The following is a 14,824-nucleotide window of genomic DNA, read 5'->3' as shown; positions in this document are numbered from 1 at the left end:
CAGGGGCCCGCCGCGGAGGTCGCACGTGAGGCGCGCGGTCGTCCTCTTCACCGGGGATCTGCGCCTTCACGACCATCCGCCGCTGCGGGCGGCGCTCGCCGCGGCGGACGAGGTGGTGCCGCTGTTCGTACTGGACCCCGCCGTCGCGCGGGCCGGCTTCGACGCGCCCGCCCGGCGGGACTTCCTCGCCGGGTGCCTGGCCGATCTCGACGCCGGGCTGCGGGAGCGGGGCGGCCGGCTGGTGGTGCGGCGCGGTGAACCGGCCGCGGAGGTGTGCGCGGTGGCCGCGGAGTGCGACGCCGACGAGGTGCACGTGGCCGCGGCCGACAGCGGCTTCGGGCAGCGCCGCGAGGACCGGCTGCGGGTGGCGCTCGCCGGTTCGGGGCGGCGGCTGCACGTCCACGACACGGTGGTGACGGCGGTGCCGCCGGGCGCGCTCACCCCTCAGGGCTCCGACCACTTCGCGGTCTTCACCCCGTACTTCCGGCACTGGTCGGCGTACCGGCTGCGCGACACGCTGCCCGCGCCGCGGACGGTGCGGGTGCCGGAGTCGGTACGGTCGGCCGAACTGCCGGCGGGCGGCCCCGCCAAGGGCGGTGAGCGCGCGGCGCGGCGGCGGCTGTCGCAGTGGCTGCGCGGCGGCCTGGAGGCGTACGACACCGGCCAGGACGACCTGGCCGCCGACGCGACCTCCCGGCTGTCGGCCCATCTGCACTTCGGGACGCTGTCGGCCCTCGAGACGGTGCACCGTGCGCGGGCCGCCGGCGGTCCCGGCGCGGACGCCTTCGTACGGCAGTTGTGCTGGCGCGACTTCAACCGCCAGCTCCTGGCGGCCAGGACGGGCGTATCGGCGGCGGACTACCGCACCAGGCACGACCTTTGGCGTAGCGGCAGGGCGGCCGACGCGGACGCCGCGGCGTGGCGGGAGGGCCGTACCGGCTACCCGCTGGTCGACGCGGCGATGCGCCAGCTGCTCGCGGAGGGCTGGATGCACAACCGCGGGCGCCTGGTGGTCGCGAGCTTTCTGACCAAGACCCTCTACGTCGACTGGCGGGTGGGCGCCCGGCACTTCCTGGACCTGCTGGTGGACGGCGACATCGCGAACAACCAGCTGAACTGGCAGTGGGTGGCCGGCACCGGCACCGACACGCGGCCCAACCGGGTGCTCAACCCGGTGCTCCAGGGCCGCCGCAACGACCCGGACGGCGACTACGTGCGGCGTTGGGTCCCGGAGCTGGCCGCGGTGCGGGGTCCGGCCGTGCACGAGCCGTGGAAGCTTCCGGAAAAGGACCGCAAGGGGTACCCGGCACCTGTCGTCGCACTGCCCGACGCCCTGGACCGCTTCCGGCAAGCCCGCGGCCTGCGCTGATCCAGGTCCGGGACAAACCGGCAAGCAGCGGATCCGTCCGAGGTGTTGACCGTCCGGAATGCAGGCCTTAGGTTGCGACCGCAAGTTGCGTAACCGAGTTCGAAACATTCGAAGCCTCGCTCTGCCGGAACGCCGTCGTTCCGCCTGCTCGAAGGACCCCGCATGATCAAAATGACCCGCGTCGCCACCGTGGTCGCCGCCGCCGCCGGGCTGATGGCCGCCCTGGCGCCGAACGTGATGGCCAGCTCCCCCGGCCACCAGCACCCCGCCACGCCGGCCCCCGCCGGCTCTTCGCACGCCGGTCCGGCGCCGTCCGCCCAGACCCTGCGGGCGCTGGCACAGCGGGCCGGCATCCGCATCGGTACCGCCGTGAACGCCGACGCGCTGGCGAACGAGCCGCAGTACGCCGACCTCGTCGGGGCCCAGTTCAACTCGGTCACGCCCGAGAACGCGATGAAGTGGGACGCGGTCGAGCCCACCCGCGGCACGTACGACTACACCCAGGCCGACCAGCTGGTGGCCTACGCCCGGGCGCACGGCCAGCTCGTGCGCGGCCACACCCTGGTCTGGCACAACCAGCTGCCGTCCTGGCTGACCTCCGGCGACTTCACCGCCGACCAGCTGCGCGACATCCTGCACCAGCACATCACCGCCGAGGTCCCGCACTTCAAGGGCAAGATCTGGCAGTGGGACGTCGTCAACGAGGCCTTCAACGAGGACGGCACCCTGCGCGACTCCCTCTGGCTGCGGAAGCTCGGCCCCGGCTACATCGCCGACGCCTTCCGCTGGGCCCACCAGGCCGACCCCAAGGCCGTGCTCTTCTACAACGACTACAACATCGACGGCGTCAACGCGAAGAGCACCGCCGTCTACAACCTGGTCGCCTCGCTGCGCAAGCAGGGTGTGCCGATCCAGGGCGTCGGCGACCAGGGCCACCTGGACGTGCAGTACCCGGCGCCGCACGACATCGCCGACAACCTGGGGCGCTTCGACAAGCTCGGCGTGCAGACCGCCATCACCGAGGCCGACGTCCGCATCCCGCTGCCAGCCGACAACACCGAGGTCGAGGCCCAGAACGAGGCGTACCAGACGCTGCTCGAAGGCTGCCTGCTGACCGCGCACTGCACCGACTTCACGGTATGGGGCTTCACCGACAAGTACTCGTGGGTCCCCGGCACCTTCACCGGTGAGGGCCAGGCCAACATCTACGACGAGAACTACCAGGCGAAGACCGCCTACACCGCGATCAGCCAGGACCTCCGACTGGCCGGACGCTGACCGACTCCCCCACCGGGACCGAACACCCGGTCCCGGTGGGGGCATACTCCGTACGGCCCAGCCGCCGCGCTCCCCGGTTGCGGGTGCCCGGCCACCGGCCTTGACTCGTCGTGACATCCGCTGGGCGGCGAGAGGAGAGGCGTGGTGCTGTCGGCGCGCGGCCTGTTCACCGAGATCCTCGACAACGACGAGTCCTTTCGGCTCTTCTGCTCCATCGCCGCCAGTGGCGAGACGCAGGGCGGCTGGGAGAACGGCAGGATCGCGGCACTGGTGCCGCGGGGCCTGACCCGGCTGGCCCCCAAGATCGCCCGCCACGGCGCGGACGAGGACAAGCACGGGCGCATCTTCAACGGCCTGCTGCACGGCCGCGGCCTCGACCCGGCGCCGGTCCCCGCGGACACGGACTACACGATGCTGCTGGAGCGTGCCGGGATCGGGCTCGCCCACTCCCGGCTGCGGGCGGACCAGCCGCTCGGCGAGCAGGACATCGTCACCTATCTGGCCCACAGCCGGGTCACCGAGCAGCGGGCCTCCGAGCAGATGGCGCTGCTGCTCAAGCACTTCGGCGACCACCCGGAGATCGGCCGGGCGGTCCGCCAGATCGCCCGCGACGAGGACAACCACCTGGCCTACTGCCACGAGGAGTTGCTGCGGCTCGCCGCGGCCGGGCACGGGCGGCTGATCCACCGCACGCTGCGCGAGTGCGCGATGGCGGAGATCCGGGTCTACCGCGAGGTCAGCCTCGCGGTGATGGCGCACATGGGCCGGCTGCTGCACTGGTCCGCGCCGCGGGCGGCGGTCCTTCGCGCGGGGATCCGCGCGGTCTACGCGTACGAGCGCGCTGCCGGCTGGCGGCGGATGACGTCGCTGAGGATGCCTGAGCGCCGCGACGCGCTCGGCGGCGGCCCGGTCGCGGCCGAGGCGACGACCTGACGGACCGCCGCGGACACCGCGCGTTCGTGGCGCCCGGCACAACTGACCCGGCCGCGGTGGCCCGCGCCGGGTAGACGCCTGCGTCCCGTGCGGTGGGCGAGCCGTCAGGGGCGGGCCGAGGCGTCGCGGATCGCCTCGGCGAGCGCGCCGGGCTGGTCCAGGGCGAGCAGCGTGTAGCTGTCGGGGACGACGACCAGCCGTGCCCGGGGCAGGGCCTCGGCGAGCCGCCGGCCGTGGTCGGGCGGCATGACGCGGTCCCGCTCGGCCCACACCACCCGGGCGGGCCGGTCGAAGGCGGGCAGCGACTCCGCCGCCGCTTCCAGGACGTGGCGGTCGGCCGCGATGCCGCGCAGTACCTTGACCGCGTCGCGCCGCACCCCCGCCTGGGAGAGGATCGGCCGCATCCAGCGCGCGGTGACCGCGTCGCCGCGCTTGGTCAGCCAACCGAAGGCGATCGGCAGCCGGCGTACCGGCTTGATCCGCATCTGCTGCATGAACAGCCCGAACAGCGCCGGCGGCAGCTTGCCGGTCATGACGACGGTCCGGCCCGTCAGCCCGGGCGGGAAGTTGTCGTAGGCGTCGCAGGACGCCAGCACGACCGCGCCCACCCGCTCGGCGCCCTGCGCGATGAGCAGCTGCACCAGCGCGCCGCCGGTGTCGTTGCCCACCAGGGTGACGTCCCGCAGGTCGAGGCGCTCCAGGAACTCACCGACGAGCCGGGCGAGCCCCTTGGGCGTCAGGTCCGCGTCCTCGCGCATCGGGCGGGCGTGCGCGCCCATCGGCAGCGTCGGGACCAGGCAGCGGTGTCCGGAGCGCAGCTCCGCGGTCACCGCGTCCCACAGCGTGGCGTCCATCAGCAGGCCGTGCAGCAGGACGACCACCGGGCCGTCGCCGCCGGTGTCCTGGTAGTCGATGGTCCCGGCCGAGAGTTCGATCGCCTCGGTTGTCATCGTCGTCGACCCGTCTGTCGGTTCCAGCGTCGGTATACAGCGTATACTATACACCGTAGACCTTCCCTCCGCGCGGGACGCCGCGGATCGATCGCGAGCGCCGCGGATCGGCGCCGGCATCAGCCGCCGGGCACGGCCCGCCGGGATCGGTGACACCGCCCTCGCCGACCGCGCCGGTGAAGTGCCGTCAGGTTTCCAAACTGAGTCCGTCCCCGCTCTTGCCCTCCCCCTCGGTCCTCATTAGTTTGTTCGCTGAACTGACGAACGAACGCTTTGTGTCCCTATCGGCACCCACAGTTCCCCCTCCCTAGGCGGCAATGTGAGTTCTCCTCTGCTTCGAATGCGGGGAATTACCAAGGAGTTTCCCGGTGCCAAGGCACTGGACGGCGTCGATCTGGAGGTCGAGCCAGGCGAGGTGCACTGCCTGCTCGGCCAGAACGGCGCCGGCAAGTCGACGCTGATCAAGGTGCTTGCCGGTGCCCACCAGCCGGACAGCGGCGATCTGACCTGGGACGGCGAACCGGTGGTGCTGCCCAGTCCCACCGCGGCGATGCGGCACGGGATCTCCACCATCTACCAGGAACTCGACCTGGTGGACGGGCTGTCGGTGGCGGACAACATCTTCCTCGGCCACGAGCGCGCCCGCTACGGCCTGACCCGCCGCGGTGAGACGGCCGCCGCCGCCCGCGAACTGCTGAGCTCGCTGGGTCACCCGGAGATCGCGCCGGGCACCGAGGTCGGCAGCCTGTCCCCCGCCCAGCAGCAGATCGTCAGCATGGCCAGGGCGCTGTCGCACGACACCCGGCTGATCGTGATGGACGAGCCGTCGGCGGTCCTCACCCAGGACGAGGTCGGCAACCTCTTCCGGGTCATCGGCGAGCTGACCGCGGCCGGCGTGGCCGTCCTCTACATCTCCCACCGCATGGGCGAGATACGGACCATCGGCACCCGGGTCACCGTCCTCAAGGACGGCCGCACGGTCGCCGGCGGCCTGCCGGCCACCACCCCCACCTCCCAGCTCGTGGCGCTGATGACCGGCCGCGAGAGCGCGTACGACTTCCCGCAGCGCGGCGGTCAGCGGGCGCTGCCGGCGCGCGAGGAGGTGCTGCGGGTGGAGCACCTGACGCAGCCCGGCAGCTTCGAGGACGTCAGCTTCAGCGTCCGGGCCGGGGAGATCGTCGGCCTGGTGGGCCTGGTCGGCTCCGGCCGCTCGGAGATCCTGCACGCCGTCTACGGCGCGACGCGCCCGGCCTCCGGCTCGGTCGTGGTCGACGGCAGGCCGCTGCCGCCCGGCCGGGTGACCGCCGCGGTGAAGGCCGGCGTCGGCCTGGCTCCCGAGGAGCGCAAGAGCCAGGCGCTCTTCCTCCAGGACAGCGTCGTACGCAATGTCAGCATCTCCTCGCTGGGCCGCTTCGCGCGCTTCGGCTGGCTGGACCGCCGCCGGGAGGCGGCCGCCGCGACCGCGCGGGTCGCCGCCCTCGACCTGCGCCCGGCCGACCCGCAGCGCGCGGTCGGCACGCTGTCCGGCGGCAACCAGCAGAAGGCGGTGCTGGCCCGCTGGCTGCTGCGCGGCTGCCGGGTGCTGCTGCTCGACGAGCCCACCCGGGGGGTCGACGTCGGCGCGCGCTCCGAGCTGTACGCGCTGGTGCGGGAGTTGGCGGACTCCGGGGTGGCGGTGCTGTTCGTGTCCAGCGAGGTCCCCGAAGTCCTCGGCCTCGCCGACCGCGCCCTGGTGCTGCGCGAGGGCCGCATCGTCCACGAGGCCGAAGCCGCCTCGCTGAAGGAATCCCACGTACTCGACCTCGTGATGGAAGAGAGCCGTCCATGAGCGACCAGACCACGCCGAGACCCGCGCAGGAGGCCCCCGTGGTGCCGGCGCAGGGCCGGTCAGGCACCGGTGCCACCGGAGGGCCGTCGCTGGTGAAGGAGGGCCCCGACCCCGGGGCGGCCCGGCGGCGGCAGCTGCCGCGGCTCTTCCCGCTGCACCAGGTGCACAGCCTCGGGCTGCTGGTGGTGCTCCTGCTGCTGGGCGTGGTGGGCGCCGCGACCTCCGGCAACTTCCTGACGACCGACAACATCGTCAACATCCTGACCAGCGCGGCGGTCATCGGTGTCATCACGGTCGGCCAGACGTTCGTCATCATCGGCGGCGGCATCGACCTGTCCGTCGGCGCGATCGTCGCCGTCGCCTCGGTGTGGTGCACCACGGTCGCCACCCAGTCGTACGGGCTCGGCGGGATGGTCTTCACCGCGGTCGTGGTCGGCTCGGTCGTCGGACTGCTCAACGGCGTCCTGATCGCCTACGGGAAGATCGTCGCCTTCATCACCACGCTGGCCATGATGGCCTCGGCCCGCGGTGTCGCCGAGCGGCTGTCGGACCGGCAGTCGCAGGTGGTGACGGTGGAGTCGTTCAACCGGATCGCGACCGACAAGATCCTCGGCGTCCCGCTGCTGGTCTACCTGATGGCCGGGATCGTGGTGCTCGGCTGGCTGCTGCTGAACCGTACGACGTTCGGCCGGCGCACCTTCGCGGTCGGCGGCAACCCGGAGGCGGCCCGGCTGGCCGGTATCGCGGTACGGCGGCACACCATGCTGCTGTACGTGCTGTCCGGGGTGTGCTGCGGCATCGCCGCGGTGATGCTCACCGCCCGCACCACCAGCGGTGCCAGCAACCTCGGCAACCTCTACGAGCTGGACTCCATCGCCGCGGTCATCATCGGCGGCACGCTGCTGGCCGGCGGCCGCGGTTCGCTGTTCGGCTCGATCCTCGGCGTCCTGGTCTTCACCACGATCACCAACATCTTCGTGCTCAACAACCTGACCACGGACATCCAGGAGATCGCCAAGGGGCTGATCATCCTGGTCGCCGTCCTGCTGCAGCGCACCCGAGGTGCGCGCCCCCCGGCCTGACCGGCGCGGCTCCACCCCCGCTCCACCTCCCGCCTCCACCGCCCTTCGAAGGGAACACGTATGAAAGAGACCGGACCCACGGCCATGGGGCGCAGAAACATGCTGCTCGGCGCGGGCGCCCTGGGCAGCGGTCTGCTGCTGTCGGCGTGCACCAGCAACTCCAACGGCGAGGCGGACAAGGCCAATGTGAAGGCCGCGTCCAGCACGTCGGGCAGCACCCCGGGCAAGCACGTCACCGTCGGCTTCTCCGCGCCGGCCGCCGACCACGGCTGGATAGCGGCCATCACCAAGAACGCCAAGGCGCAGGCGGGGCAGTACACCGACGTCAGCTTCCAGGCCGCCGAGGGCACCAACGACGTCAACGCGCAGATCAGCGCCGTCCAGACGCTGATCAGCAAGAAGGTCGACGTGCTGGTGATCCTGCCCTTCGACGGCAAGGCGCTGACCTCGATCGGCGCCCAGGCGATGGACGCCGGTATCCCGGTGGTCAACCTGGACCGGGTCTTCGACAACTCGCTGGCCTACCGGACCTGGATCGGCGGCGACAACTACGGCATGGGCGTCAACGCCGGGCAGTACGTCGTCAGGACGCTCAAGGCCAAGGGGATCAGCAAGCCGGTGATCGCCGAGATCGCCGGTATCGACAACCTCGACCTGACCAAGCAGCGCAGCCAGGGCTTCAAGGACGCGCTGGCCAAGGCGGGCTTCTCGGTCAGCATCCGGCAGGCCGCGCAGTTCACCGCGGACAGCGGTCAGCAGGTGATGAGCAACGTGCTGCAGGCCCGCTCCAAGCTGGACGCGGTCTGGAACCACGACGACGACCAGGGCATCGGCGTGGAGGCCGCCATCAAGCAGGCGGGCCGCAGCGAGTTCTTCATGGTCGGCGGCGCCGGGTCCCGGCACGCGATGCAGGAGATCAAGGCGGACAGCGGGGTGCTCAAGGCCACCGTGGTCTACCCGTCGAGCATGTCGGCGTCCGCGATCACCCTGGCCCGGCTGATCGGCCAGAGCAAGGGCATGGGCGACCTGGTCGAGCAGGAGGTGCCCAGTTCGATCACGCTGTTCTCCGCGACGGTCACCAAGGACAACGTCGACCAGTACCTGCCGACGTCCTTCACCTGATCCGCCACCCCGAACCCCCTCATGGAACTGCCCCGGGCCGTCGGCCCGGGGCAGTTCCGTGTCAGCGCCGCGCGCTCACGCGGTGCCCAGGTCGAACTCCTCCCAGGGGCCGATGGCGTCCCGGTTGGCGATCAGGGCCGCCGCGCCGGCGTTCTCCGCCGTCACGTACTTGCCGTTGACCGTGGCCTTCAGGCTGATGCTGCCGTCGGAGTTGTGGATCAGCTGGAAGGTCTCCCAGGAGCCCTGCGCCGCCCGGTTGGCGATCAGCGAGGCCGCGCCGGCGTTCTCCGCCGTCACGAACTGGCTGTTGACGTGGGCCCGCAGCGCGATGTTGCCGCCGCCCAGGTCGACCTCGTCGAAGGTCTCGTTGGTGCCGACCGCGGTGCTGCTCGCGATCAGCGGCAGCGTCGTGCTCGGCGCGGTCACGTACTTGCCGTTCGCGTGCGCCTTCAGACTGATGCCGGTGCCGCCGGGGGTGCCCGGGGTGCCGACTCCGGCGCCGGCGAACAGCATCCAGTTGACGTTCATCAGCGCGCCGGGTCCGGTGTGGCCCGAGGGGTTGCGGGCGACGAAGTAGACCTTGCCGCTGCCGCTGGGCACGTTGCTCAGGCTGGCGGTGACGTCGGTGTACGTCTGCCAGGCACCGGTGGTCGGTACGGTGGCGGTGCCGAGCAGGGTGCCGGTCGGCGAGTTCCAGCGGACCTCGATGCGGCCGCCGGCGTTCGCCGAGGCCGTACGGAAGCCCACCGAGGTGATGTTGTTCAGCGCGATCGGCGACACGCTCCAGTAGTCGCCGTCCTCGATGAAGCCGATGTCCTGGCCGCCGCCCGCGCTGTCGGCGCCGTTCTCGACGGTGACGCCCGGGGTGTCGGTGCCCTGCCCGTCGCCGGCGCGGCCGGTGTCGGTGAAGAACTCGGCCTGCTTGTGCTTGGGTTGCAGGGTGATCTGGGCCCGGCCGGTGAGCGGTGCGGCCCCGCCGCTGCCGCCCTTGTCGGTGTAGCTGGCCTCGATGACGTAGAAGACGTTGTCGCCGTCGCTGTGGCCGTTGGACAGCGTCGTGGTGACGGTGGCGCTGCACCCGCTGTACTGGTCGAGCGGGTGGCCGTGGGTGTCGTGGCCCAGGATGGCCTGGATCTTGACCTGGGCGCAGTTGACGGTGCCGTCCTCGGGGTCGGTGACGGTGACCGCGAAGTTGACCTTGTCACCCCAGTCGAACAGCCCGCCGTTGGGTGGCGCGGTGATGGTGAGCGTCGGCACGGTGTTGCCCGCGGTGATGTCGATACTCGCGGTCGAGCTCTTGCCCGCACTGTTGGTGACGGTCAGTACGGCGGTGTAGTTGCCGACCGCGCTGTAGGTGTGGCTGGGGTTGGCGGTGGTCGAGGTGGCACCGTCGCCGAACGCCCACTTGTAGGTCAGGCTGCCGCCCGCCGGGTCGTTCGAGCCGCTGCTGGAGAAGGTCACCGCCAGTGGCGCGGGGCCGCTGGTGCGGTTGGCGGTCGCCTTGGCGACCGGCAGCGCGCCGCCGTTGAGGTAGTCGATGCGGTAGATGCCGGCGTCGGCGTTGTTGCCGCCGTAGCCGGTGCCCCACTCGACCATGTAGAGGGCGCCGTCCGGGCCGAACTTCATGTCCATCGGCTTCTTGAACGAGACCGACGGCAGGAAGGGCTCGATGTCGTCGGTGCCGGTGTTGTCCGACTTGATATGGAAGGTGTACACCTTGCTGGTGTTCCACTCGGAGAAGATCGCCTGGCCGTCCAGCGCGGCCGGCCACTTGCGGTCCGAGACCAGGTTGGCGTCGTAGCGGTAGACCGGCCCCGCCATCGGGGCGCCGCCGCTGAGCAGCGGGAAGTTGTTCGGGTCCGCGCCGTAGTGGTACCAGACGTTGGCCGGGGTGGCCGGCGGCAGCTTGGTCAGCCCGGTGTTGTTCGGGGAGTTGTTGGTCGGGCCGCCCGTGCAGTCGAAGGGGGCGCCGGAGGTCTTGGTGGCGAAGTTGTAGTCGATATAGGGGGTGTTGTTGCCGATGCAGTACGGCCAGCCCGCGTTGATCGGCTTGCTCAGCAGGTCCCACTCGACGGTGTTCTCCGGGCCGCGGGCGGAGTTGGCGGCGCCGGCGTCCGGGCCGTAGTTGCCGACCACCGCGAAGCCGGTCTTCGGGTCGAGGGCCAGCCGGAAGGGGTTGCGGTAGCCCATCGCGTAGATCTCGGGCCTGGTCTTGGCCGTTCCGGGCGCGAAGAGGTTGCCGGCCGGGACGGTGTACGTGCCGTTGGACTCCGGGTGGATGCGCAGCACCTTGCCCGACAGGCTGTTGGTGTTGCCGGCGGTGCGCTGGGCGTCCCAGGTGGCGCGGCCGGACTGCTCGTCGATCGGCGCGTAGCCGTCGGAGGCGAACGGGTTGGTGTTGTCACCGGTGGAGAGCCACAGGTTGCCGTTCTTGTGGTCCATGGCCATGCCGGCGCCGTGGTGGCAGCACTCGGCGCGCTGGACCGGTACCTCCATGACGACCTTCTCGCTCGTCATGTCCATCGTGGAGCCGTTGACGGTGAAGCGGCTGAGCCGGTCGACGCTCGCCGACGAGGGCGAGTAGTAGAGGTAGATCCAGTGGTTGGTGGCGAAGGCCGGGTCGAGCGCCATGGCCAGCAGGCCGCTCTCGTTCGCCGTGAAGACGTCGAGGTGCCCGGCGGTCACGGTGGTGCCACCGGTGTTGATGATCCGCACGTCGCCGAGCATGTCGATGAAGAAGACCCGGCCGTCGGCGGCGATGTCCAACTGCAGCGGGTTCCCGCCCGAGTTGTTGAGCAGCACCTTCTGGAAGCTGCTGTCGGGGACGCCGGCGACGGCCGGCTTGGCGGCAGCGGTGCCGGCCGCGCTGTGCGGCGGCGCGGCGTCCGCGGGCACGGTGGCGAGCACCGCGAGCACGGGCAGGGTGAGCACTGCGACCAGCAGCGTCAGCCAGCTGAGCAGCCGTGCGCGCGCTCGGGGGCGCAGTCGTGGTCGTGGTCGTTCGGACAGCACGTGGGTCTCCTCGATAAGCGGTGATCATGGGCATGACAGGTCACCACGGCTGCGGATGGCGAGGGCAGCCGTGCTGCCGGGCGGTGCGGGCTCAGCGGGTGGAGAGGTCGAACTCCTCCCACGGGCCGATGGCCGTACGGTTGGCGATCAGCGCGGCCGCGCCCGCGTTCTCGGCGGTCACGTACTTGCTGTTGGCCGCGGCCTTCAGGCTGATGCTGCCGTCGGAGTTGTGGATCAGCTGGAAGGTCTCCCACCCGGCCGCCGCGCCCCGGTTGGCGATGAGCGAGGCCGCGCCGGCGTTCTCCGCCGTCACGAACTGGCTGTTGACGTGGGCCCGCAACGCGACGTTGCCGCCGCCCAGGTCGACCTCGTCGAAGATCTGGCCGGTGCCGACCGTGGTGCTGCTGGCGATCAGCGGCTGCGTCGTGCTCGGCGCGGTGACGTACTTGCCGTTTGCGTGTGCCTTCAGGCTGATGCCGTGCTCCACGGGCGGCGGGGTGGAGGTGACCGAGCAGTCGGCCGGCACCACGCCGGCCGCCGTCTGGATGCCGCCGAGCAGCAGGTGCAGGAAGTTCGCCTCGGTGTAGCTCTCGTTGGTGTGCCCCATGCCGGTGTACCAGGCGCGGCCGCCGTCGTAGGTGTGGCACCAGGTGGTGGGGTGGTCGGCGCCCATGGTGGAGCCGGTGTAGGAGTTGTCGTCCACCGACGTCAGGACGTGCACCTTCGAGCGCGGGTCGGTCTGGAAGTCGTACCACTCGTCGGTGTGGGTGTACGAGTTGGGCAGGCCCTGGGTCGAGGGGTGGGTGTGCTCCTCGACGGTGACGGTGGCCGGCTGGATGGCGGGGTGCTGCTTGAAGTACGCGCCGACCAGGTCGCCGTACCAGGCCCAGGTGTAACCGCTGTCGGAGGCGGCGTGGATGCCGACGTAGCCGCCGCCGTGCTCGATGTAGCGCTGGAAGGCGTCCTTCTCGGCCTGCGTGGTCACCGGGTCGCCGGTCGCGGACAGGAAGATCACGGCCGCGTACTGCGCCAGGTTGGCGTCGGTGAACTGCGTGTCGTCCTCGGTGGCGACGACGGTGAAGTTGTTCTGCTGGCCGAGCTGCTGGATGGCGGCGATGCCGGCCGGGATGGAGTCGTGCCGGTAACCGGTGGTCTTGGAGAAGACCAGGACCTTGAAGGGCGCCGCCGCGGCCCGGCCGGCGGACGGCGGGGCCGGGGCGGGGGCGGCGCTCACCGCGGGGGCGGCGGCGGTCAGGACGGCTGCCGCGGACAGGCTCAGTGCCGCGAGCAGGGCGGGACGGGTGCGTGGACGGGGCGTGCGCATGGCGGCTCCTCGGGTGACGCACTGCGGGGGGATGGTGCCGCAGGGTGGAGCGGACGGACCGCTTCGGGGCGCGGCGAAGCACGTCTGCTCGCGCCGGGCGGCGACGGGTCCGTCCTGCGGCATCGCGGCATCGCCTTGGAACGTGGTGGTGACAAGGGATGCCTCAGCTCCGACGCGGCGGGCTGATCAGCGCAAACCGCGAGCGGAGTGATGAATTGGTTCGTTGGTTCAAAAAACTAATTGGCAGGGCGCGGAGCGTCAAGGGTTGTCACAGACAAGCCACGAAGCGCTTGCGCCCCGGCCTTCACCGCCGGGCAGGGAATCAACGGGCCCTGCGGCAGCGAAAACTGATGTCCCCTCAGAGCACCGGGCTGGTCAGGTCGATGTACGCCGACGGGTCGCGCAGGATCGCCTGCACTCCGGCCCCCGCCGCGCCCCTGACCGCCGCCTCGGTGCCGAGCCCGGAGACCCGGAGCCGGTCGGAGCGCCAGCGGCCCGAGGTGACCCGCTCGTGCAACTGCACCTGGAGGCTGGGGATCAGCCAGGGCGCCAGCCTGGCGTATATCCCGCCGATCACCACCTCGGGCGGGTCGAGCAGGTTCACCGCGCCGGACAGCGCGACACCCAGCGCCCGGCCGGCCACCGCGAGCGCCCTGACCGCGGCGTCGTCGCCCTCGGCGGCCAGCGCCGCGAGCCGCTCCACCGGGGCGCTGCCCTCGGTCGGCGCCTCCTGCAGGGCGTGCCGCCCCGGTCCGCCGCCGGTACGGGTCGCGGTGGCGGTCACGGCGGGCGCCGAGCCCAGCCGGGTCGCGCTCACCGAGTCCAGCGCCGCGGCCTCCAGCAGCGCGTCCTGCCCCGCGTAGCGCTCCAGGCAGCCGCGCGCGCCGCAGCCGCACTCGGGTCCGTCCGGGATCACCGTGACGTGGCCGATCTCGCCGGCGAAACCGCCGCCGCGGAAGAGCTCGCCGTCCACCATCAGGCCGGCGCCGATGCCGATCTCGCCCGAGACGTACAGGAAACTCGCCCCGGCGCCGGGCGGCCTGGCCTGGAACTCGCCGATCGCCGCGAGATTGGCCTCGTTGTCGACCGACACCGCGAGCCGCTGGCGGCCCAGGCCCCGTACGAGCAGGTCGCCGGCGGGGACGTGGCGCCAGTCCAGGTTGGGCGCGTGCAGCACCCTGTCGTCGTGGACCAGCCCCGGGACGCCCAAGGTGACCTGAACCGGGGCGAGTCCGGCGCGGCGGGCAGCGGCGCAGGCCCTGGCCGCGAGCCGGCCGGCCGAGTGCAGCGTCTCCTCGGCGCCGCGCCCGCGGTTGTCGGCGCGCTCGGTCAGGCGGACCCGGGGGGCGCCGGTCAGGTCGGCGACACAGACCGCGGTGTAGTCGACGTTGACCTCGACGCCGACGCCGGCCGCGCCCCGCGGGTTGAGCGCGAGCGCGCCGCCCGGACGGCCGACCCTGCCCTGGTTCTCCGGCACGTGCTCGATGACCAGCCCGGCCAGCCGCAACTCCTCGACCAGCGAGGAGACGGTGGCCTTGGTCAGGCCCACCCGGGCGGCGACGGTGGCCCGGGAGGCGCTCTCGCTGGCCGCGACCTGACGGAGCACCAAGGCCAGGTTGTGCCGGCGCATGCTCTGCTTGCTCGCCGGCTGCCCGCCGCCGTTCATCACGCTGCGACCTTTCTCCGCCGGCGCGGACCACGACGGGTCCTGCCCGGCAAACCTCTCTGGCCCATTTATTCGTTCACCAAACTAATAGACGCTCCACCGCAGGTCAACGGCCTTCAGCACACTCACAGGAAAGCCGGGACGCAGGGGGCACCGTACGGCGGCAGCCGCGGCGGGCCGCCGTGGAGCGCCAACGGTGATCGCTTACGGATGCCGGGGATGCACCTTACGCGCCGACTTCCACGGACTCGACCCCGACC

General features: G+C 71.6%; 10 protein-coding genes. 6 read left to right on the top strand and 4 right to left on the bottom strand.

Going from position 1 to position 14,824, the window contains the following annotated elements; all coding sequences use genetic code 11:
- Window positions 1-25: 25 nt before the first annotated feature.
- From BUE44_RS23955 to BUE44_RS23945, 3 genes are all read left to right on the top strand, one after another.
- Window positions 26-1,369 (top strand): cryptochrome/photolyase family protein, encoded by a 1,344-nt coding sequence (locus BUE44_RS23955; RefSeq protein WP_107415817.1) that lies wholly within the window; start codon window positions 26-28, stop codon window positions 1,367-1,369.
- Window positions 1,370-1,531: 162 nt separating this feature from the next.
- Window positions 1,532-2,647, top strand: coding sequence for an endo-1,4-beta-xylanase (locus tag BUE44_RS23950; RefSeq protein ID WP_079190021.1), 1,116 nt, complete (start codon window positions 1,532-1,534; stop codon window positions 2,645-2,647).
- A 144-nt stretch (window positions 2,648-2,791) separates the two neighbouring features.
- Window positions 2,792-3,580, top strand: coding sequence for a hypothetical protein (locus BUE44_RS23945; protein ID WP_073501147.1), 789 nt, complete (start codon window positions 2,792-2,794; stop codon window positions 3,578-3,580).
- A 104-nt stretch (window positions 3,581-3,684) separates the two neighbouring features.
- Here BUE44_RS23945 and BUE44_RS23940 read toward each other — a convergent pair whose 3' ends face one another.
- Complete coding sequence (locus BUE44_RS23940; protein ID WP_073501051.1) at window positions 3,685-4,530, bottom strand: alpha/beta fold hydrolase; 846 nt, start codon at window positions 4,528-4,530, stop codon at window positions 3,685-3,687.
- 340 nt (window positions 4,531-4,870) lie between these two features.
- On the opposite strand from BUE44_RS23940, the gene BUE44_RS23935 reads away from it, so the two are divergent.
- From BUE44_RS23935 to BUE44_RS23925, 3 genes are read left to right on the top strand one after another with little or no spacing between them, the layout of a single operon-like run.
- The gene (locus BUE44_RS23935; protein WP_073501050.1) at window positions 4,871-6,358 is read left to right on the top strand and encodes a sugar ABC transporter ATP-binding protein; all 1,488 of its coding nucleotides are present in this window, start codon (window positions 4,871-4,873) and stop codon (window positions 6,356-6,358) included.
- The gene (locus tag BUE44_RS23930; protein WP_073501049.1) at window positions 6,355-7,440 is read left to right on the top strand and encodes an ABC transporter permease; all 1,086 of its coding nucleotides are present in this window, start codon (window positions 6,355-6,357) and stop codon (window positions 7,438-7,440) included. The genes BUE44_RS23935 and BUE44_RS23930 overlap by 4 nt, the downstream gene beginning before the upstream one ends.
- A 60-nt stretch (window positions 7,441-7,500) precedes the next feature.
- Entirely contained in the window at window positions 7,501-8,562 is a 1,062-nt protein-coding gene (locus tag BUE44_RS23925) for a substrate-binding domain-containing protein (RefSeq protein WP_073501048.1), read from the top strand.
- 75 nt (window positions 8,563-8,637) lie between these two features.
- On the opposite strand, the gene BUE44_RS23920 is transcribed toward BUE44_RS23925, so the two are convergent.
- From BUE44_RS23920 to BUE44_RS23910, 3 genes are all read right to left on the bottom strand, one after another.
- The gene (locus BUE44_RS23920) at window positions 8,638-11,574 is read right to left on the bottom strand and encodes a PQQ-dependent sugar dehydrogenase (RefSeq protein WP_107415816.1); all 2,937 of its coding nucleotides are present in this window, start codon (window positions 11,572-11,574) and stop codon (window positions 8,638-8,640) included.
- A gap of 91 nt (window positions 11,575-11,665) precedes the next feature.
- Entirely contained in the window at window positions 11,666-12,898 is a 1,233-nt protein-coding gene (locus BUE44_RS23915) for a ThuA domain-containing protein (protein ID WP_073501047.1), read from the bottom strand.
- A gap of 358 nt (window positions 12,899-13,256) precedes the next feature.
- A complete protein-coding gene (locus BUE44_RS23910; RefSeq protein WP_073501046.1) occupies window positions 13,257-14,564 on the bottom strand; it encodes an ROK family transcriptional regulator in 1,308 nt (435 codons plus the stop codon).
- Window positions 14,565-14,824: the final 260 nt, after the last annotated feature.

Origin of the sequence: Actinacidiphila paucisporea, from assembly GCF_900142575.1 — a bacterium.
Lineage (GTDB): Bacteria > Actinomycetota > Actinomycetes > Streptomycetales > Streptomycetaceae > Actinacidiphila > Actinacidiphila paucisporea.
The sequence above is the reverse complement of the archived record's forward strand: the minus strand, read 5'-3'. Positions and strand labels throughout refer to the sequence as shown.

What these genes read in the sequence shown, in the direction of transcription:
- BUE44_RS23950 (WP_079190021.1), top strand. Translation starts at nt 1,532, where the DNA reads ATGATCAAAATGACCCGCGTCGCCACCGTGGTCGCCGCCGCCGCCGGG.
- BUE44_RS23940 (WP_073501051.1), bottom strand. Translation starts at nt 4,530, where the DNA reads ATGACAACCGAGGCGATCGAACTCTCGGCCGGGACCATCGACTACCAG.
- BUE44_RS23935 (WP_073501050.1), top strand. Translation starts at nt 4,871, where the DNA reads ATGCGGGGAATTACCAAGGAGTTTCCCGGTGCCAAGGCACTGGACGGC.
- BUE44_RS23930 (WP_073501049.1), top strand. Translation starts at nt 6,355, where the DNA reads ATGAGCGACCAGACCACGCCGAGACCCGCGCAGGAGGCCCCCGTGGTG.
- BUE44_RS23925 (WP_073501048.1), top strand. Translation starts at nt 7,501, where the DNA reads ATGAAAGAGACCGGACCCACGGCCATGGGGCGCAGAAACATGCTGCTC.
- BUE44_RS23915 (WP_073501047.1), bottom strand. Translation starts at nt 12,898, where the DNA reads ATGCGCACGCCCCGTCCACGCACCCGTCCCGCCCTGCTCGCGGCACTG.
- BUE44_RS23910 (WP_073501046.1), bottom strand. Translation starts at nt 14,564, where the DNA reads ATGAACGGCGGCGGGCAGCCGGCGAGCAAGCAGAGCATGCGCCGGCAC.